Here is a 19,297-nt window from a genome sequence, read left to right on the forward strand (position 1 = left end):
GATGTGGCTCTATGCTGCCGCTTGCTGCCGGAAAGAAAAAGCGCGCTGGTTGAAATGATTATTTATTATTTTGAACAATCGATATGAAAGAAATTAAAACAGATAGCCTTTGGGTCCATTTGCACTGGTTAACCGTGCTGGCTGAGCTCGGCAGTTTTACGCGCGCGGCGGAACGATTAGACGTCAGCAAAGCGGCAATGAGTCAGAAGATTAAAGAGCTGGAAAAGATGGCGGGTGTGGCGTTAGTGCAGCGCACCACGCGCAGCGTGCGGCTGACCTCTGCCGGTGAAAAGCTGGTGGATGAGCTGCGCGATCCCTTTGCGCGTATCGCACAGAGCTTTTTCAGCGTACGTGATGAAGCGGGTCCGGTGCGCGGCATGGTGCGCGTGACTGCGCCGGTGGCGTTTGCGCGTCAGCAGCTGGTGCCGATCATCGGCGATTTCTTGCGCGACTATCCGCAGGTGCGCTTGCAGCTGGACGTCACCGATCGTCTGGTGTCGCTCGGCAGTGAAGGGTTTGATCTGGCGATTCGCCACAGCGATAGCCTGCCGGAAACACATGTTGCGCTGCCGCTGTGTGAAACCCGCGCGCTGCTGGTGGCGTCGCCGGCGTATCTGGCGCAGAACGGTTTGCCGGATTCACCGCAGGCGTTGCAGCAGCACAATTGTCTTTATTACCCGCGCGGACTCGAGTCGCCGCAGTGGCGCTTTCGATTAGCGGACGGCGGCAGCGAAACCGTGCAGGTAAAGATTCAGGGTAATTTTGCCACCAACAACAGCGAGTCGATCCGTGATGCTGCATTGCAAGGTTTGGGCATTGCGATGCTGCCGGACTTCAGCGCCAGCGCGGCATTAGCCAGCGGCACGCTGCAGCAGGTGCTGCCGCAGTGGCAAGCGGTGGATGCCTTCGCCGCCCGGTTGTGGGTGGTGCGCCCGTATGCCGCACAGGTGCCACGGGCGGTGACCACCTTTATCCATTGGTTACGCGCGCGCTTTGTTGATGGGTGAAGCCAGCGCGATCGGCGCAGGCGTTTGCATCATCTGACCCAACAAACTGCTGCGGTTGTAATGGCCGAGCCGCAGGTTGAAGTCGAGATGCAGCTGCTCATTGCCGCTGAGTTTAATCACTGGCGGTGGCGTGAGTGGACGCTGGTGAAACAGCACCGCGTGGGCAAACGCCTCGCTCTTCCAGCCACTTAAACGCTGATAGTAATAGGCGTTGGCCTCGCATTTACGCAGGTAGAGATTCACCCGGCGATGTTCGCGCATGGCGATCTGCTGCGCCAGTGAACCTAATTGCTGCTCCGGCTGCGCAATCTTCTGCGTTAGCAGGGAATAATCATCGCGCTTGGTCAATTCACTGAAGTAATTCTGTTCGCCGAGATGTTTGATCGGCGCGTAATGTTTTTGCCATTCGCGGATAAAGGGATTATTGGCGGTCGCCGCCAGGAACCAGCTCTCAATCACCGGCGCGAGATAGTTGACGGTGGCGTTTTCGTGATAATAACCAATCACATCCATACAACGTTCCTGATGCGCGCGATGCACCCAGGAGAGATCTTCAAATAATAAGGTGCTGCAATCAATGGCAATGCCGCCATAGCGCAGCAGTAATTCCAGGCGAATCACTTCGCTTCTTTGCTGGGCGGTTAATTGGGTCGAGGTGAATATAAAATCCGGTAAAACTTCTTTTACCGTTAAACGATTTAATAAATGGATTTCATGGTCGGGATTATCCTGACGAATCTTTTTAATATTTAATGCCAGTGATTTCGGTAAATATTCATTATCCCAATACATCCAGACTTTCTTTGTAATCTCTGGCAGATCTTTTTCGCCAGAAAGTAACACGATATTGTCCTCTTCGCTGGGATCGTATTCCGGCGCACAGAGCGCAGTATGCTGTTTTTTCTGCAGGAAAGTCTGGCTGGTAAAAGCGAGTCTTTTCCAGTTATGCCAGAGGGTTAACGCTGGCTGAAGGCGTTTTTTATTCATGATGCACCTGATTATTGTGATTATGGTGGCAAGGCGTCCCTGATCGCGGCGCTGAGCGCTCTTGATTGTCCTTTAGGCTGTGTGTAAAAAAAAGTACTCTCCTATGCTTAATAAAACATTCTGTGCGATGCGGCTATCACTTTTTGATCCTTTCAGATAAACCGGAAAATCAAGGATCCGTTAAGCTTTAAATTAACAATAAATAATCGCGTGAATTGTTGGTTATTCTATTTTATCGCATTAAGACTATTCCTAATAAAATAAGCAGGGCGTGGCGTAAGTCGCGGGTGAGATTAAAAAGTGCGCGTGAGATCACTTGTTAACCTGGCTGCATTTTTCGCTGGTCTGCCGGGAAAATCCCACCCTGAGTGAGGGTTAGCTACGCTTAAAGCTGGTGATCAACAAAAGGAGACACTATGCAGCGACACAACCGTGGATTATTGGCGGTCGATAAGCAGGGCAATCGCGTGCTGTTTCTCAATCCCGAAACCTTTGCCGTTGAGCAAGAGTTAAATGCTTTTCCGCCGCGTCCACACGAGCTTCTGATGCTGCCACAGCTGGAAAAAGCTTACGTGCCGATCTACGGCGACGGCATTCACGGCGACAATCCGCATCCTGGCCATAAAGTGGCGATCATCGATCTACGCCTGCGGCAGATCAGCGGTTTTATCGATTTGTCGCCGCTAAAGGCACCGCACAGCGGCCAGTTAGGACGTGACGGCAAAGTTTATCTCTGCTGTGAAAACAGCGCGCTGGTGGCAGTGATTGATCCGGTTAGCGATCGCGTGGAGAAAACCATTCAACTGCCTTCGCACAATGCGCACCGACTTACCTTGTCGCCCAGCGGCCGCAAGTTGTTTACCGAAAATGAAGAGGACGCCAGCATTACCGTGGTGGATTTGTGTGAGGCGGAAGGGCGGATTATCGACAACATCCTGATGCCCGGCCCAATTTCTGGCATCGCCGCTTCGCCTAAACATCCTTATCTGGTGGCGAGCGCCGCCGATGCGCCGTTGCTGTATGTGGTGGATCGGCAAAGTCATCGCATCCGCCAGCGCCTGACATTGCCGGGCCATCAGCAACCCTGTCAGGTAGTGCGTTTCAGTGCCAACGGCGAGCGGCTGGTGGCGATTGGCGATCAGGAGCCGGTGGTAACGCTGTTTGACGATCTGCTCAATCCGCTCGGCGACACTCAGGTTGGCAATAAGCCGATGGATGGCTGCTTCAGTGAGGATAATCGCAGCTTGCTGATTGCGAATGAGGGCGACGGTTCGCTCAGCCTGATTGATTTGCAGCAGATGAAGGTGATTGCCACGCCGCAAGCCGGTACCGGTTGTGAGGTGCTGAGCTACTTCCAACTTAAATGAATGGACGATGATAAATCGCACTGCTCCAGTGGCGGCTGCTGGCATGTTTTTCGGCCTGCCAGCCGCGCTTGCGTAACTCACGCGCAATCAGCTTGTTCATAATGCCGTGACCGACCAATAACACCGTGCCTTGCTGCGACAGCGTCACCAGTTTATCTGCCGCCAGACGGGCGCGTTGACGCGCATGCTGCACCGATTCGACATGGCCGCTATAGCCGCACAGCCATAACAGGCGTAATAGCGCCAGCCAGACGTTGAGCGGCAGATGCAGGCGCTCAAACGGCAACGTCGGTATCGCGACTTCGCTAAAAACCTCATCCACCGCGTGCGGCTGTAAACCCAGACGCGTTAACGACGAACGGGCGCGCGGCAGCGGGCTGGTGGCGATCACACTCGCGAGGCGCGCAATGGTCTGACTGCGCGGCGGCGGGGAGTCGCAAATATCAGCCTGATCGTAACCTTCACACCAGTCAGCCAATGCCCGCGCCGAAAAGCGCCCATTGACCGGATGATCGGGTTTACCGTGTCGCATAAGAATAATGGTCATAGCGCTCCTGAGTGGTATTGCTCCAGTGTAATGCAGACGTTGAGTAAGTCGCGCATCCATGACGGGATTTAAGAGTATTGCCTGTTTGTCATTAAACCTTAACTGAACTGTGCGAAAAACAGCGCGATGAAGAGTTAGCCTGCGCCGTTAAATGGTAAGCAATAATCGTCAATCAAGCTTCAATAAGACAATTCTTGCGCCATGCATTAGATGTAATGTCATAATTTGACGCCATTTTTGCCTTGTTTTCATGAGTTATAGTGAAGTTTATCTAATAAATTTCTCTATTATCACTTGATTTATCTACGCGCGTAGATAGACTATCTCCATAGTGATAACTCACGGTGCCAGAGACGAAGTTGGCCTTGAGATGACCCAGTTACATTTGCCTCACTAATGCGATCGATGAAAATTACATCGGCGGGAACAGGCGAAGAAGCGGATTCCAACACCAGGGAATTCATTACTGATTTTTCATCCAGGTTTGCCTACTGAACGTCGCCACCGGGGAGTTCCGCTTGTTGCAAGGGAACTGACCCACGGAAGGGCGTTTGCTGTTTTTACCTCTTTCAGGGAATGGGTTATGACGGTTTCGCAACAAAGCTCACTGACATCCTCCTCAGCTGCCGACGCGCGGCTTGAAACATCTTCCGGCCGTAAAGATTTCTGGCGCGCCACGTTCTCCTGCTGGCTTGGCACCGCGATGGAATATGCGGATTTTGCGCTCTATGGCCTCGCCGCCGGCATTATCTTTGGTGACGTCTTCTTCCCCGAAGCCACGCCTGCTATCGCCTTGCTCTCGAGTTTTGCCACTTGGTCGGTGGGCTTTATTGCTCGCCCGATTGGTGCCTTGCTGTTCGGCTGGATTGGCGATCGCAAGGGACGCAAAACGGTAATGATCTCAACCATCATTCTGATGGGCGCCTCCACAACACTGATCGGTTTGATTCCTTCCTATGCCAGCATTGGCGTCTGGGCTCCCGCATGTCTGGTGCTGCTGCGCTTTACCCAGGGTTTGGGGGCGGGCGCAGAGTTGTCCGGCGGAACGGTGATGCTGGGCGAATATGCACCGGTTGAACGTCGCGGTTTGGTTTCGTCGGTGATTGCGCTGGGCTCAAACAGCGGCACGCTGATTGCGTCGCTGGTATGGCTGGCGGTGATCCAGATGGACAAAGAGAGCTTGCTGGCGTGGGGCTGGCGTATTCCGTTCCTCAGCAGCGTGCTGATTGCGGTGGTGGCGTTGTGGATTCGTCGCAATCTGCGTGAAACGCCGGTGTTTGAACGCCAACAGGCGGAATTGCAGGCCGAACGAAACGCCACGCTGGCGCAGGCGAAAGAAGAAGTGGATACGCGCAGCTTCTGGCGCCGCACCCGCGCCTTCTGGACCATGGTCGGTTTACGTATCGGTGAAAACGGCCCTTCTTATCTGGCGCAGGGCTTTATTGTCGGTTATGTCGCCAAAGTACTGATGCTCGACAAATCGGTGCCCACCACGGCGGTATTCATCGCGTCCTTACTTGGCTTCCTGATTATTCCGTTTGCCGGTTGGCTGTCGGATCGCTTTGGTCGCCGCATTACTTATCGCTGCTTCTGCTTATTGCTGATGTTCTACGCCTGGCCTGCCTTTAGCCTGATGGACAGCCGCGATCCGGCGATTGTGATGGCGGTGATCGTGGTCGGTATGGCGCTGGCATCGCTGGGTATTTTCGGCGTGCAGGCGGCGTGGGGCGTCGAGATGTTTGGCGTGAAGCGTCGTTACACCAAGATGGCGGTAGCGAAAGAGCTGGGGTCTATCCTTTCAGGAGGCACCGCGCCATTAGTGGCGGCGGCGCTGCTGTCGTTTACCGGACACTGGTGGCCGATTGCGGTTTACTTCACGGCGATGGCCAGCATCGGTTTTCTCACCACTTTCGTGGCGCCGGAAACGCGCGGGCGCGATCTCAATCTGCCGGAAGATGCCATCTGACCAGCAGGATCGCGTAAACCATCATCACCATTGGCCGGAGATTCCGGTCAATGGCATTTACGCAGGGGCAAAGGAATGGCGAAATCTCCAACCGGAAACGTAACGCGCACGGACGTGGCAAAAATCGCCGGCACCTCGGTGGCGGTGGTCAGTTACGTGATCAATAACGGCCCGCGACCGGTGGCAGAAGCCACGCGTCAGCGCGTGCTGGAAGCGATCAAACAGACCGGCTATCGCCCTAATGCGGTGGCGCGCGCGCTGGCTTCGGGCAGCACCAAAACCTTTGGTTTAGTGGTGCCGAACATCGGTAATCCCTTTGTTGCTTCGATGGCGCACATGCTGTTGCAGGAGTCGATGAATCATGGCCACGTCATGTTGTTGGGTGATGCCGGTGACGATCGCAAACGCGAGCTGGAGATTATTCAGGGTCTGTTAAATCGTCAGGTTGATGGCCTGTTTTACAACAGCGTCGATCGCCATCCCTACATTGATGTGATTCAGGCCAGCGGAACGCCGCTGGTGATGCTGGATCGCATTGAGCCACGTCCGGGCGTCGGCATGCTGCGCGTCAATGAGCGCGAAGCGGCGTGCCAGGTGACGGCGCATCTGCTCAGCCACGGTTATCAGCAGGTTGGGATGATCAGCGGTCCACTGGACATGCTTAACGCGCAGGATCGTATTCAGGGCTGGCGCGATGCGCTGGCGCAGAAAGGATTGCTGGCGGATGAGGCGATGATTTTCCCGGCCAGCTACACGCGGCAGGGCGGTTACGACGCCGCGCAGCGCATGGTGGCTAGCGGGCGTGTGCCGCGCGCGCTGTTTACCAGTAATGAAGGCCAGGCGATTGGCTGCATTCGTGCGCTGTCGGAGCATGGACTGCGCGTGCCGCAGGATGTCGCGCTGGTGTGTTTTAACGGTACCGATCAGTCGGCGTTTCATGTGCCGACGCTCACCACCGTCCGTCAGCCGCTGCGTGATATGGCGCGCAGTGCGATTGCCATGCTCAAAAATTGGGATGGCGACGCAAAGCTGGCGGAATTCCCTCACCATTTAGAAATCGGTGAGTCCTGTGGCTGCCAGCTTACTCAACAACAATAAAACTATAACACTATGAAAAGATTGATTATCGATTGTGATCCGGGAAACGGTATAGCGGGCGCCAACACCGACGACGGCCTTGCGCTGGCGTTAGCATTGGCTTCAAAGTCGCTGTCGCTGGAACTGATTACCACCGTCACCGGCAACACGCCGAGCGCGGTCGGTGCGCAGGTCGCCAAAGATCTGCTGCAGCGATTGGGACGCAACATTCCGGTGGTGCAGGGCGCGTTGCAGGCGCTGCGCGAAGATCCTGCGCCGTGGCGTGCGCGTCTCGACCACGTTGCCGATGAAAAGCTCGGTGAACTGTGGCGCGGCGTGCGGCAGCCACAGCGTATTCCGGCAGATGGGCATGATGCGGCTGGCGTAATGGGCCAACTGATTTGTGACAATCCCGGCGAGTTTACGCTGGTGGCGATCGGCCCGCTGACTAACGTGGCGCTGGCGCTGCAGCGTTATCCGGCGATGGCGGAATCGGTGGCAGAGATTGTGATTATGGGCGGCGTGTTCGCGCTGGATGATTACATCAAAGACACCAATTTTGGCCTCGATCCGGAAGCGGCGCATCAGGTACTGCACAGCGGCGCGACCATCACGCTGGTACCGATGGATGCCACCACGCAAACCTTGATGACGCAGCAGGATCTCACGCGGCTCACCGCCAACGATCATCCGTTGCCACAGTTTGTGCGCGAGACGTTACGTCCGTGGATCGATTATTCGATTCGCACCCGCCATTTGCCCGGCTGCTGGATTCATGATGCGCTGGTGGTGGCATGGTTGCTGAATCAGCGTGTCGCCGACGGCGTGGATTATCATGTGGATATTGAGCTGCGTCCCGGTGCCACGCGTGGCAAAAGCTGGCGTTATCGCACGCCGCTGCGTTTGGATATCGGCGTGCCGCCGCAGACCGGCGCATTGGTGCATGTGATTCAAACCGTCAATAACGCGCTGCTGCTGGAGATGATCGAAAAGGCGTTTAATCAGTTGTAACGTCCGTCACTGTAGGGTCGCCATTTATGGCGACCTTCCTCTTCAACATGACACGCTTTTTTACACCGCGAATCACTCGCTGACAATTCCCGTCCCAGCCCGCCTTTCTGACATGCTATATACAAATAGTTAACATAATAGTAACTCGTGAAATTATTCGCGCGGTAACTTCTACAATAAATCCGGCCAACGATCCGGAAGCTAATCAGACAGGATAACAACATGTTCAACTGGACTGCGACCCAGCGCAACGTGGCTTTTGCCAGTTTCGCGAGCTGGACGCTGGATGCGTTCGACTTCTTTATCTTAGTGTTTGTCCTCAGCGATCTTGCCCAGTATTTCCATACCAGCGTCTCCGATGTTTCCCTCGCCATCATGCTCACGCTCGCCGTGCGTCCGATCGGCGCGCTGCTGTTTGGAAGGCTGGCGGAGAAATATGGCCGCCGACCGATTCTGATGCTCAATATCGTGATGTTCTCGGCGTTTGAACTGCTTTCGGCGTGGTCGCCAACCTTCACGGCGTTCCTTGGTTTCCGCGTGATTTACGGCGTGGCGATGGGCGGCATTTGGGGCGTGGCGTCGTCGCTGGCGCTGGAAACCATTCCGGATCGCTCGCGCGGCTTGATGTCTGGCATCTTCCAGGCCGGTTATCCATGCGGCTATCTGCTGGCGTCGGTGATTTTTGGTTTGTTCTTCGAAACGGTCGGCTGGCGCGGCATGTTCCTGATCGGCGCGTTGCCGATTCTGCTGCTACCGTTTATCTACTTTAAAGTGCCAGAATCGCCGGTGTGGCTGGCGGCGCGCGAGCGTAAAGAGAGCAATGCGCTGCTGCCGATTATCCGCCAGCACTGGAAAATCTGTATCTATATGGTGCTGCTGATGGCCTGCTTTAACTTCTTTAGCCACGGTACGCAGGATCTCTATCCCACCTTCCTGAAAGTGCAGCATCAGTTTGATCCGCACACCGTCAGCATCATTGCTATTAGCTACAACATCGCGGCGATGCTAGGCGGCATTACCTTTGGCGCACTCTCCGAGCGCATTGGTCGCAAGCGCGCGATTATTCTGGCGTCGTTCCTCGCGCTGCCGGTGCTGCCGCTGTGGGCCTTCTCCAGCGGTTCATGGATGATCGGTATCGGCGCGTTTCTGATGCAGTTTATGGTGCAGGGCGCGTGGGGTGTGGTGCCGACCTATCTCACCGAACTGGTGCCCGCCAACGCGCGCGCGGTGCTGCCGGGATTTGTCTATCAGCTAGGGAATTTGATTGCCTCAGTGAATGCGACGGTGCAGTCGCGTATTGCCGAGGCACACGGCGGCAATTATGGTTTGGGGATGGCGATTGTCGCCGGAACGGTGGCGGTGCTGATTTGCGTGTTGGTGGCTTTTGGTCGGGAGACGCGCGGCATCGAAATCTCCGGTGCTGCCGCGCGCGAGTCGCGTTAAAGCGCCTCGCAGACGTCAACCCATTTCGCCGCAGTGAGTTCTGCCATGCGCTGCGGCGCAATGCGTACCGCGCTATGAATCGATCCTGCTGCTGGCAGCACTTCGTCAAAGCTGCGCAGCGACACATCGCAATAGACGGTCAGCGGATTTTCCAGCCCGAACGGACAGACGCCGCCGACCGGATGTCCGGTCCAGTTCACCACTTCATCCACGCTTAACATGCGCGCCTTGGCGCCGAGCGCAGCTTTCAGCTTGCGGTTGTCGAGACGCGCATCGCCGCGCGTGACGATCAGCACGATGGCATCCTTCACTTTCAGCGACAGGGTTTTGGCTATTTGCCCAGGCTGAACGCCATGAACGCGTGCGGCCAGCTCAACGGTGGCGGTGCTTTCCGGCATCTCGATGATGTCGATATCCGGTGCATGTTCGGCAAAAAAGTGCCGTACCGACTCCAGGCTCATTGTTATCTCCGGTAAAAACAGAGCCAAAAAAATGCCATAAGCCTGGAAAAGTGTAAACGGGAGAAAAGGAGAATCTGTAACAGAATGCGCGGGTGCTACACCGCTTTTAACGTGCAGTTACCACAACGTTCTACATCGGGGATGCGATAGCGCTGGCAGCAGCTGCGTCGCTCCATTTCGCCATTGCGCGGGATCATGGTGCGATACAGCGGGTTATCGCTGCCATCGAGCAGTGACTGAGTGAAAAATAGCGCCTGCTCTAACTGCAAAATCGTCTCTTCCGGCAGCTGGTTTTTCAGCTCACCGAGGAACCAGTAAAACGAAAAGCCCATGTTGTTCCAGATGAGCTTCGCATTGATATCACCGTGCTGCGTCATGCCGTTCACTGCCGGAATCAGGCATTGCTGAATCAGGCGATCGATACGCTGCTGGGCATTGAGGTAGCGCGCATCGTCATCTTCCTGCACATCCAGCCAGAAAGCGCACGGATGACCGTTTTCGTGGAACTCAACGTGAATCAGATGTGGCGAGCAGTTCAGCGCGCGCGGTTCCTGCAATAACGCCATCATTAGCGGTGGCAGCAGCAGACCAAAATACCATTGCGCCCACAGTGACTGCAGCGGCTTAGCTTCCTGCTGCACATCGGGATGATCGCGATAGAGATAATCGCTGTAGCGCTGCGTCAGACGGCGATAGTGAAGCGGATTGGACCACTCGGCCAGCGTTAAGGTCCCGGCGGGTGCCGGTTGGCCGAGCTTGAGGTTATCCAGCATGTAGCTGCGTTGATCGCGCATCAGATCTTCCAGCGCGCTCGCTAAACTGCGATCGCTCTGCATAAAGATCAGTGGATGCTCGCTAAAGCGATGATCCTGACGCGTGATGATGGCCATGCCGGTCCTGAGTGATAACGGGAATCGAGAGACAAATGATAATCGTTCCCGTCGTTTTGAACAACATTTCTGCACATACGGCAAAGCTTGGCGAGGTAAGCGTAGGGTCGTCATTCATGGCGACCAGCAAAACCTTACGCCAGGTTGTCACTCGCCTGGGTCAATTTCGGCAAATCTTCCCACGCTAAAATGGTGTTACGTCCCTGATTTTTCGCCACATACAGTGCGCGATCGGCATTGGCCACCGCCTGGTCAAAATCTTCGTCGAAGATGGGCGCGATCCCCGCGCTGATGGTGACGTGCGTCGACACTTTCTCATTGAAGCGATGCGGAATTTCCAAATCCACCACGTACTGACGAATGCGCTCCGCCAGTTTCATCGCAATCGAGGCGTTCACGTTGGTCATCAGCACCAGAAACTCTTCGCCGCCGTAGCGCGTCACCACATCGCGCGAACGCACCGCGTCGCGGATTGCCACGGACACGCGCGCCAGCGCCTGATCGCCCATCGCATGGCCGTAATTGTCGTTGTAGGCTTTGAAGTGGTCGATATCCAGCAGTAGCACAAAGTGGCTGCCGGCGTGGTTTTCCATAATGGTATCAAGCCGATTCTTCAATCCACGGCGGTTGTACAAGCCGGTAAGCGGATCGAGCATGCTTAAATCGCTGAAGCTCTCTTTTTCCTCATACAGCTGGCTCACCAGCCGACGGGTAAAGGTATCAAAGCGACGACGCATTAAATGGTGCAGTGAAAAGCCGATTAACGGCAGTGTAATAGTGAATAAGATCATCATTAAATGCTGACCATCATCCAATAACAGCACGGTTAATACCGGCGGCGTGATGTGTAAACAAAATGCGATCAAATAATCACTCAGCGCAATTGCACTGATAAAGAAAACGCTTAACAGGCTGATAATTAAAAAGCTGCCATCAAAATAGTAAACCAGATGATATCTGTGGTTAATATGCCACGCCCACAGCGCACCCAATATAAAAGCGACAGGATTTAATAGCGGTAATTTTTGTTTTGACGCCATTAAACAAATAACCAGCAGCGTGGAGCTGAAGCCCGCCACAACGGCCACCGGCAGCGAGCGGATTGGGCTGTCGCTGCCTAAAATCGGCAGCAGGCAAAAAAGCGAAACGGCGACATTAAGAAACAGAAATAGCATCAGCGACAGCCGATATTTACTCTGTTTCAACTCATCATAAGATTGTAATTTCATTATTATTCTCGTGACAGCCCTGATATATCAAAGCGCTACCCGTAAGTAATAGTTTACCTACCCGGATAGAGAGCACGTTATTGTTGTGTTAGCGATATTGTTATCGGCGGCAATTTAGCATTTTCCAGTAATTCTGTCATCCGGCATGGCTTGCGACAAAAAATTCGCTGCAAGATGAGAAATATTGTCATATGATAATACGAATATTTATCATTTGAGGGCTGCGCGATGATCATGGCGATAATGGCCGCCTGCGGACTTTGGGGCGTGAGCTGGATAATGGGTAAACGTCTGGATAGCGGCTGGGGCGTATTATTACCCTGCGCGGCTATGCCGGTTTTCGCGTTATGGGAACCGAGTTTCAGTCAGTGGCGGGTGGTAATGATTGTGGCGCTGCTGCTGACCGTGGTGATGCTGTTTCATCATCGCCTGCGTCACTATTTATTGCTGCCGTCTTGTCTGGCATTGGCGGGCGGATTAGCGGCGGTGTCGGTCAATTTCCACGTCATCTGATCAAATCGCAGAAACGACAACATCACGCTGAGAGCGTGAAGTTCGTTGAAAATCTTTTTGGGAATTTACTGCTCGAAAGGAGTGACAACTGTTGGTGCGAAGGGAGGGACTTGAACCCTCACGTCCGTAAGAACACTAACACCTGAAGCTAGCGCGTCTACCAATTCCGCCACCATCGCATCTTAGTTGTCTGTTTATATCGTCGCATTGGTGCGAAGGGAGGGACTTGAACCCTCACGTCCGTAAGAACACTAACACCTGAAGCTAGCGCGTCTACCAATTCCGCCACCATCGCTCAGTGCGCAGATATAAACTGTGTGATTTTAGTTTGGTGCGAAGGGAGGGACTTGAACCCTCACGTCCGTAAGAACACTAACACCTGAAGCTAGCGCGTCTACCAATTCCGCCACCATCGCAAACTAACAACACCCTAAAGTATTGCTAACCACGGAGGCGCATTTTAGAGATTTTACTCATTGCGTCAACACATATTTCGCGACGGCAAAACGATCGCTGTAAAAAGCAACGTTTCTGCCGCCGCGCTTGAATTAACGTGTTTTGGCACCGCGACCGTAGACGGCGCGATAGACTTTGAAGCGTCCGGTTTGCGCCAGCACTTCGTGATTGCCGAAGGTTTCATCGAGAATTTGCGGATACGGCAGGAAGGCGTTAGCCACGATACGTAGTTCGCCGCCGCTGTTCAGATGCTTAAGCGCACCGCGAATCAGCGTGTTGGCTGCTTCAAGGCTGGTTTGCAAGCCATCGTGGAACGGCGGGTTGGAGATGATCATGTCAAAACGGCCGGTAACGTCAGAGAACACGTTACTGGCAAACACTTCACCTTCCAGTTCGTTGGCGGCCAGTGTGGCTTTACTCGCCTCAATCGCAGCAGCATGCACATCACACAGCCACAAACGTACGCGCGGCGACACTTTCGCCATTACGGTCGCCAGCACGCCGCTGCCACAACCGATATCCAACACTTTGCCACGGAAGTGCGGCGTCAGCGTGGAGAGCAGCAGATCGCTGCCGATATCCAGACCATCGCGGCTGAACACGCCTGGCAAGGTATGGATGGTGAGATCCTCGAGCTGATAGGTATTGCCGTAGCTGCTGGCATCAAAGGTCGGCTGCTTATCAAGACGACCGTGATACAAGCCGCAACGACGCGCGCTGTCGACTTTCTCCAGCGTTGCCCACTCTTCCAGCATGCCTTCGGCGCTGCGCACGCCGCTGCGGTTTTCACCCACCACGAAGATATCGCAGCCAACCGGCAGCAGAGAGAGCAGGTTTTGCAGCTGGTACTGCGCTTCGGGTTTGTTCTTCGACCAGTAATAAACCAGCGTATCGCAGCCTTCAACATCGGCAGCGGTTGCGACCATGCTGTAAACCGCACGTTCACCAAGGCGATGGCTAAGGTTCTGCCAGTGATGATATTGCTGGGTATGCACGCGGCTCGACGCGGTTTCTAGCTGGGCGGGCAGGTCATCCTGCAGGTCGCCAGCAAACAACACGTGGCGGGCGGTAAATTCATCACTGTGGCGCAGAATCACTTCGCTGGCCGGGGTAAAAGCAGACATGGAGCACTCCTGTTAAATCAGAGCGACGATTATATACACGTCATACTTCAAGTTACAGGTGCGTTGGCTGCTCTCGCTCACCCGAATCACTTACCTGAAGTAAGCTCATCGGGCCTCACTCGTTTGCCGCGTTATTCGGCCGAAGGCCTCACCCCTTCGGGGCCAGCGCTAGCGCTGTTCAAAAACGCTTGGCGTTTTTGTCCTGAAACTCGAATTATTTTGTGTATGGTGCTTTGTTGGCGCATGTTCGATGGGTTTGCTAGCATAGCGTCGCATTCTGGCAGCATAACGGGTAATAGCATGAGCACAAGGCGCGACTGGCTTCTACAGCAAATGGGGATTACGCAGTACCAGCTGCGGCGTCCGCGCGTGCTGCAAGGGGAAATTGCCGTCACGCTTTTGCCCGACACACGTTTGGTTTTGGTGGCCGAACAGGCACCAACGCTACAAGAACCGCTGATTCGCGACGTGCTGCGCGCGCTGAACCTTCAACCCGCGCAGGTGATGGCGTTAACGCCAGATCAGCTGCAAATGCTGCCGGAGCAGGTCGACTGCGCTGGCTGGCTGCTGGGCGTCGAAAGCGAACATCCCTTTAACGGCATTACCTTTAACACCGCCGTTTTCAATGAACTGATCAGCAGCGGCGCCGCAAAACGCGCCCTGTGGCAACAGATGTGTAACCATGACAGCCATCTCTTTAGTCACCCCTGAAGACCAGCCGCAGCTGCTGGCGATTGAGCGCCGCGCGCATGCCTTTCCGTGGAGCGAGCAGACGTTTAGTAGCAATCAAGGCGAACGTTTTGTTAATTTCCGTATTGATGTTGAAGGTAAGCTGGCCGGATTCGCCATCACTCAGGTGGTGCTGGATGAAGCGTCGCTGTTCAACATTGCGGTGGATCCCGACTTCCAGCGTCGCGGTCTGGCGCGCCAGCTGTTACAGCATCTGATTGCTGAACTCGAACAGCGCGACGTCATGACGCTGTGGCTGGAAGTGCGCGCCTCAAATACGCCAGCGATTGCATTGTATGAGCAGCTGGATTTCCATCAGGTGAGCGTACGCCCCAACTATTATCCCACTGCCAGCGGACGAGAAGATGCCATCATTATGGCGCTAACCCTTTAAGGAGCACCATGCTAAACGATTGGGACTGCATCCTGTTTGATGCAGACGACACGCTTTTCCATTTCGATGCTTATGCCGGTTTGCAGCGCATGTTTGCCAGCTATGACGTGCAATTTTCCGCGCAGGATTACACCGATTATCAGGCGATCAACAAGCCGCTGTGGGTCGATTATCAAAACGGCACCATCTCCGCGCTGCAGCTGCAAACGCGCCGCTTCACCTTGTGGGGCGAAAAGCTCAGCGTCGCGCCGGAAGTGCTCAACAGCGATTTCCTCAGCGCAATGGCCGATATCTGCCTGCCGCTCGAAGGCGCAGCGCATCTGCTGGAGACGCTGAAAGGCAAGGTGAAGATCGCCATCATCACCAACGGTTTCACCGCGTTACAGCAGGCGCGCCTTGAGCGCACCGGTTTCCGCGATGTGTTTGATGCACTAGTAATTTCTGAAGAAGTTGGCGTACCGAAACCTGACGTGGCGATCTTTGACCACACGCTGGCCTTGCTGGGCAACCCGGATCGTAGCCGCGTGCTGATGGTCGGCGATACGCCGGAATCGGACATTCTCGGCGGCATGAAGGCCGGCCTGAAGACTTGCTGGATCGATCATGGCACGCGTCCGTTACCGGATCACATCACGCCAACCTGGCAGGTTAAGACGCTGGCCGAACTGGAAGCGATTATTACCAAAGGTTAAAAGTATCTATTCATCGTTACCATCGTGATGATGCTAAGAAGCCCGCTGTGCGGGCTTTTTTGTGCAAAAAATCTATTCAAGTATCTATTCACGAATCTATTCACGAATCTATTCATGAAGGTGCTGAGGAGGTAAAGCGGAGATATCGTTAACGCTCTTTTTCTGTCTCTGATATTGCCGTCTGCGCTTCTTCTTCCTCTTTCTCTTTATCCTCTTTCACCGTGCGGCTCGCCGTCAGCAGGAAGGGCGATTGCTGCCAGCGGGTGCGGCGGTCACGCAGCAGGGTGCGCGTCAGAATAATGCCGATGGCCAGCGCCAGTAACATCATCAGGCGCAGGATGTTGGTGGTGTTATCCACCTGACGCGATTCCGTTACCAGCACGTGGGTATCCAGCGTGACGCGCAGAAAACCTTGCGGGCCATCTTTGCCTTCCAGCGGTTGCACAATTTGATGGTTGAAGTAGCTGCCGGCGCGTTTGCCATCCAGCGACAGGCGATCGCGCACATTAATGCTTTCACCGCTGTGCGCCACCAGGCTGCCATCATCGGCGTAAACGGAGGCATCCAGAATGCGGCTGTTGTCGGTCATCTGATTGAGTATCGCGGCAATCTGCGTACGGTTATCGTCGCTGTTATCCATCAACGGTTTAAGGCTAAACGCCACCTGTTTAGTCAGCGTGCGCGCCAGTTCTTCCACTTGTTCAGAGCGTGCCATTTGATGGCCGAGGCTAAACCAGGATGCACCTTGCATCAGAACCACTAACAGAGCCAGCGAGATAAGAACAATCACCGTGCGATGCAGGCGAAATTTCAGTGCGGTTTTAACCATCAGAAACCCGTGTGATGTAACAGCAGAAAGGCTGGCAATTATGTTGCCAGAACCCGCGCAGACAAGGTAGCCTCTTGCGTGGTTTTGTTGTCCCTACAGGAGCTGTAATGCCAAATCGTCTTACCTGGTGCGATCTGCCCGCCGATGTTTCACTTTGGCCGGGTTTACCCCTTTCCCTCAGCGGTGATGAAGTGATGCCGCTGGATTACCGTGCCGGTCGAACTGGCTGGTTGCTGTATGGGCGCGGGCTCGATAAACAAAAACTCACCGATTATCAGCATAAGCTGGGTGCGGCGATGGTGATCGTCAGCGCCTGGAATGTCGATGAGTATCAGGTGATACGTCTGGCAGGCTCGCTGACGCCGCGCGCCAGCAAACTGGCGCATGAAGCCGGTTTTGATGTGGCGCCGCTTGGCAAAATCCCGCATCTGAAAACGCCTGGCTTGCTGGTGATGGACATGGATTCCACCGCGATCCAGATTGAGTGCATCGATGAGATCGCCAAGCTGGCGGGCTGCGGCGAGCAGGTAGCGGAAGTCACCGAGCGCGCCATGCGCGGCGAGCTGGATTTCAAAGCCAGCCTGCGCGAGCGCGTCGGCACTTTAGCGGGCGCCGATGCCAATATCCTGATGCAGGTGCGCGACGCGCTGCCACTGATGCCAGGCTTAACCACGCTGGTGCAGAAACTGCAGGCGCTGGGCTGGCAGGTGGCGATCGCCTCGGGCGGCTTCACCTTCTACGCCGACTATTTGCGCCAGACGCTGCATTTAGCTGCGGCGGTAGCCAACGAGCTGGAAATTCGCGATGGCAAGCTGACCGGCCAGGTGCTGGGACAGATTGTCGATGCCCAATTTAAAGCCGATACCCTGAACGATCTGGCCGATCGCTTTAATATTGCCCCGGAACAGACCGTGGCGATTGGCGATGGTGCCAACGATCTGCCGATGATTAAAACGGCGGCGCTGGGTATCGCCTATCATGCTAAACCTAAAGTGAATGAGCAGACGGAAATCATCATCCGCCATGCTGACCTGATGGGCGTGTTCTGCATCCTGACCGGCAGCCTGATTCACGAAGAGCGTTAACAGAGGATTTGATTTGGCCAAAGCGGCAAAACGCGCCTTCGTTTGTAACGAATGCGGCGCTGATTATCCGCGCTGGCAGGGGCAATGCAGCGCCTGCCATGCGTGGAACACCATCACCGAGGTGCGCATTGCCGCCTCGCCTGCGGCGGCGCGTAACGAGCGTCTGAGCGGCTATGCCGGCGGCAATGCAGGCGTTAGCCGCGTGCAGAAGCTATCGGAGATCAGCCTCGAAGCCCTGCCGCGTTTCTCCACCAGTTTTAAAGAGTTCGATCGCGTACTGGGCGGCGGCGTGGTGCCGGGCAGCGCCATCTTGATTGGTGGTAATCCGGGCGCCGGTAAATCGACGCTGCTGCTGCAGGTGATGTGCAAGCTGGCGGAAGGGATGAAAACCCTGTACGTCACTGGCGAAGAATCACTGCAACAGGTGGCGATGCGCGCCCATCGTCTGGGATTACCCACCGAAAACCTCAACATGTTGTCGGAAACCAGCATCGAGCAGATCTGTCTGATCGCCGAGCAGGAGCAGCCGAAACTGATGGTGATCGACTCGATCCAGGTGATGCACATGGCAGAGATCCAATCTTCGCCAGGCAGCGTGGCGCAGGTGCGTGAAACGGCCGCTTACCTGACGCGCTTTGCCAAAACGCGCGGCGTGGCGATCATTATGGTCGGTCACGTCACCAAAGACGGTTCGCTGGCCGGCCCGAAAGTGCTGGAACACTGTATTGACTGTTCGGTGATGCTTGATGGCGATGCCGATTCCCGTTTCCGTACCTTGCGCAGCCATAAAAACCGCTTTGGCGCGGTGAATGAGCTCGGCGTGTTTGCTATGACCGAACAAGGCATGCGCGAAGTCAGCAATCCTTCAGCCATCTTCCTGTCGCGCGGTGATGAGATCACCTCGGGCAGCTCGGTGATGGTGCTGTGGGAAGGCACGCGTCCGCTGCTGGTCGAGATTCAGGCGCTGGTGGACCATTCGATGATGGGCAATCCACGCCGCGTCGCGGTGGGGCTGGAGCAGAATCGCCTGGCGATCCTGTTAGCGGTGCTGCATCGCCACGGCGGCTTGCAGATGGCGGATCAGGATGTGTTTGTTAACGTGGTCGGCGGCGTAAAAGTCACCGAAACCAGCGTCGATTTGGCGCTGCTGATGGCGATGGTATCGAGCTTCCGCGATCGTCCGCTGCCGCAGGATCTGGTTATCTTTGGCGAAGTGGGCCTTGCCGGCGAAATTCGCCCGGTGCCGAGCGGTCAGGAGCGTATTTCCGAAGCGGCGAAGCACGGTTTCAAGCGCGCCATCGTCCCGGCTGGTAATGCACCGAAGAAACCGGTAGAAGGCATGAAGGTGTATAGCGCGAAGAAGCTGGCGGATGCGTTAGCGATTCTGGATGAGTTGTAAGTTTTACCGGTCGGCATGAATGCCGACCCTACATTTGTAGGGTGCGCATTTATGCGCACCGTCTTAAAGGCCGCACCGCCCTTTATTCCAC

19 protein-coding genes and 3 tRNA genes are annotated in these 19,297 nt (G+C 55.1%); 12 read left to right on the forward strand and 10 right to left on the reverse strand.

Going from position 1 to position 19,297, the window contains the following annotated elements; genetic code table 11:
• The first annotated feature begins 83 nt into the window (after positions 1-83).
• Positions 84-1,007, forward strand: coding sequence for a LysR family transcriptional regulator (locus VIJ98_RS02860; protein WP_154193080.1), 924 nt, complete (start codon positions 84-86; stop codon positions 1,005-1,007).
• Here VIJ98_RS02860 and VIJ98_RS02865 read toward each other — a convergent pair.
• Complete coding sequence (locus VIJ98_RS02865; protein WP_323272174.1) at positions 981-1,994, reverse strand: capsular polysaccharide synthesis protein; 1,014 nt, start codon at positions 1,992-1,994, stop codon at positions 981-983. The genes VIJ98_RS02860 and VIJ98_RS02865 overlap by 27 nt on opposite strands.
• Before the next feature lie 416 nt (positions 1,995-2,410).
• On the opposite strand from VIJ98_RS02865, the gene VIJ98_RS02870 reads away from it, so the two are divergent.
• Positions 2,411-3,361 carry a WD40 repeat domain-containing protein gene (locus VIJ98_RS02870; protein ID WP_323272177.1) on the forward strand — a complete coding sequence of 317 codons (951 nt, stop codon included), beginning with the start codon at positions 2,411-2,413 and terminating at the stop codon, positions 3,359-3,361.
• Here VIJ98_RS02870 and VIJ98_RS02875 read toward each other — a convergent pair.
• A complete protein-coding gene (locus VIJ98_RS02875) occupies positions 3,354-3,908 on the reverse strand; it encodes a histidine phosphatase family protein (RefSeq protein WP_154193074.1) in 555 nt (184 codons plus the stop codon). The genes VIJ98_RS02870 and VIJ98_RS02875 overlap by 8 nt on opposite strands.
• Positions 3,909-4,491: 583 nt before the next feature.
• Between VIJ98_RS02875 and VIJ98_RS02880 the strand changes: the two genes are divergently transcribed.
• The 4 genes from VIJ98_RS02880 (at position 4,492) to VIJ98_RS02895 (ending at position 9,405) form a co-directional block, all read left to right on the forward strand.
• On the forward strand, positions 4,492-5,874 hold the full coding sequence (locus tag VIJ98_RS02880) for an MFS transporter (protein WP_154154355.1): 1,383 nt from the start codon (positions 4,492-4,494) through the stop codon (positions 5,872-5,874).
• A gap of 75 nt (positions 5,875-5,949) precedes the next feature.
• Positions 5,950-6,972 (forward strand): LacI family DNA-binding transcriptional regulator, encoded by a 1,023-nt coding sequence (locus VIJ98_RS02885; protein WP_323272179.1) that lies wholly within the window; start codon positions 5,950-5,952, stop codon positions 6,970-6,972.
• Between the two features lie 12 nt (positions 6,973-6,984).
• The gene (locus VIJ98_RS02890) at positions 6,985-7,962 is read left to right on the forward strand and encodes a nucleoside hydrolase (RefSeq protein ID WP_008107729.1); all 978 of its coding nucleotides are present in this window, start codon (positions 6,985-6,987) and stop codon (positions 7,960-7,962) included.
• Between the two features lie 222 nt (positions 7,963-8,184).
• A complete protein-coding gene (locus tag VIJ98_RS02895; RefSeq protein ID WP_008107723.1) occupies positions 8,185-9,405 on the forward strand; it encodes an MFS transporter in 1,221 nt (406 codons plus the stop codon).
• Here VIJ98_RS02895 and VIJ98_RS02900 read toward each other — a convergent pair.
• From VIJ98_RS02900 to VIJ98_RS02910, 3 genes are all read right to left on the reverse strand, one after another.
• Complete coding sequence (locus VIJ98_RS02900) at positions 9,402-9,866, reverse strand: YbaK/EbsC family protein (RefSeq protein ID WP_277976776.1); 465 nt, start codon at positions 9,864-9,866, stop codon at positions 9,402-9,404. The genes VIJ98_RS02895 and VIJ98_RS02900 overlap by 4 nt on opposite strands.
• Before the next feature lie 95 nt (positions 9,867-9,961).
• On the reverse strand, positions 9,962-10,756 hold the full coding sequence (fhuF, locus tag VIJ98_RS02905; RefSeq protein ID WP_323272183.1) for a siderophore-iron reductase FhuF: 795 nt from the start codon (positions 10,754-10,756) through the stop codon (positions 9,962-9,964).
• A 134-nt stretch (positions 10,757-10,890) separates the two neighbouring features.
• Positions 10,891-11,985, reverse strand: a complete 1,095-nt coding sequence (locus VIJ98_RS02910; protein WP_008107720.1) for a diguanylate cyclase — start codon at positions 11,983-11,985, stop codon at positions 10,891-10,893.
• Between the two features lie 228 nt (positions 11,986-12,213).
• Here VIJ98_RS02910 and VIJ98_RS02915 point away from each other — a divergent pair, with 228 nt between their 5' ends.
• Entirely contained in the window at positions 12,214-12,498 is a 285-nt protein-coding gene (locus tag VIJ98_RS02915; protein ID WP_008107719.1) for a DUF1435 domain-containing protein, read from the forward strand.
• Positions 12,499-12,590: 92 nt separating this feature from the next.
• Here VIJ98_RS02915 and VIJ98_RS02920 read toward each other — a convergent pair.
• The 4 genes from VIJ98_RS02920 to rsmC form a co-directional block, all read right to left on the reverse strand.
• Positions 12,591-12,677 (reverse strand) — tRNA-Leu (locus VIJ98_RS02920).
• Positions 12,678-12,706: 29 nt separating this feature from the next.
• Positions 12,707-12,793: transfer RNA gene (locus VIJ98_RS02925), tRNA-Leu, on the reverse strand.
• 34 nt (positions 12,794-12,827) lie between these two features.
• Positions 12,828-12,914, reverse strand: a tRNA-Leu gene (locus VIJ98_RS02930).
• A 132-nt stretch (positions 12,915-13,046) separates the two neighbouring features.
• Positions 13,047-14,078, reverse strand: a complete 1,032-nt coding sequence (rsmC, locus tag VIJ98_RS02935) for a 16S rRNA (guanine(1207)-N(2))-methyltransferase RsmC (RefSeq protein ID WP_008101784.1) — start codon at positions 14,076-14,078, stop codon at positions 13,047-13,049.
• A gap of 300 nt (positions 14,079-14,378) precedes the next feature.
• Between rsmC and VIJ98_RS02940 the strand changes: the two genes are divergently transcribed.
• The 3 genes from VIJ98_RS02940 to yjjG are packed head-to-tail and all read left to right on the forward strand — an operon-like array spanning position 14,379 to position 15,893.
• Complete coding sequence (locus VIJ98_RS02940; protein WP_036647611.1) at positions 14,379-14,789, forward strand: DNA polymerase III subunit psi; 411 nt, start codon at positions 14,379-14,381, stop codon at positions 14,787-14,789.
• Complete coding sequence (rimI, locus tag VIJ98_RS02945; RefSeq protein ID WP_008101780.1) at positions 14,761-15,201, forward strand: ribosomal protein S18-alanine N-acetyltransferase; 441 nt, start codon at positions 14,761-14,763, stop codon at positions 15,199-15,201. Before VIJ98_RS02940 ends, rimI begins: the two co-directional genes overlap by 29 nt.
• An 8-nt stretch (positions 15,202-15,209) precedes the next feature.
• Positions 15,210-15,893, forward strand: a complete 684-nt coding sequence (gene yjjG / locus VIJ98_RS02950) for a pyrimidine 5'-nucleotidase (protein ID WP_323272187.1) — start codon at positions 15,210-15,212, stop codon at positions 15,891-15,893.
• A 148-nt stretch (positions 15,894-16,041) separates the two neighbouring features.
• Here yjjG and VIJ98_RS02955 read toward each other — a convergent pair whose 3' ends face one another.
• On the reverse strand, positions 16,042-16,722 hold the full coding sequence (locus VIJ98_RS02955; RefSeq protein WP_008101775.1) for a YtjB family periplasmic protein: 681 nt from the start codon (positions 16,720-16,722) through the stop codon (positions 16,042-16,044).
• Positions 16,723-16,829: 107 nt separating this feature from the next.
• Between VIJ98_RS02955 and serB the strand changes: the two genes are divergently transcribed.
• Positions 16,830-17,807, forward strand: a complete 978-nt coding sequence (serB, locus tag VIJ98_RS02960) for a phosphoserine phosphatase (RefSeq protein ID WP_154154333.1) — start codon at positions 16,830-16,832, stop codon at positions 17,805-17,807.
• 13 nt (positions 17,808-17,820) lie between these two features.
• On the forward strand, positions 17,821-19,206 hold the full coding sequence (gene radA, locus VIJ98_RS02965; RefSeq protein ID WP_007886867.1) for a DNA repair protein RadA: 1,386 nt from the start codon (positions 17,821-17,823) through the stop codon (positions 19,204-19,206).
• Positions 19,207-19,297 lie beyond the last annotated feature (91 nt).

Source organism: Pantoea sp. S18 (assembly GCF_045689705.1).
GTDB lineage: Bacteria > Pseudomonadota > Gammaproteobacteria > Enterobacterales > Enterobacteriaceae > Pantoea > Pantoea symbiotica.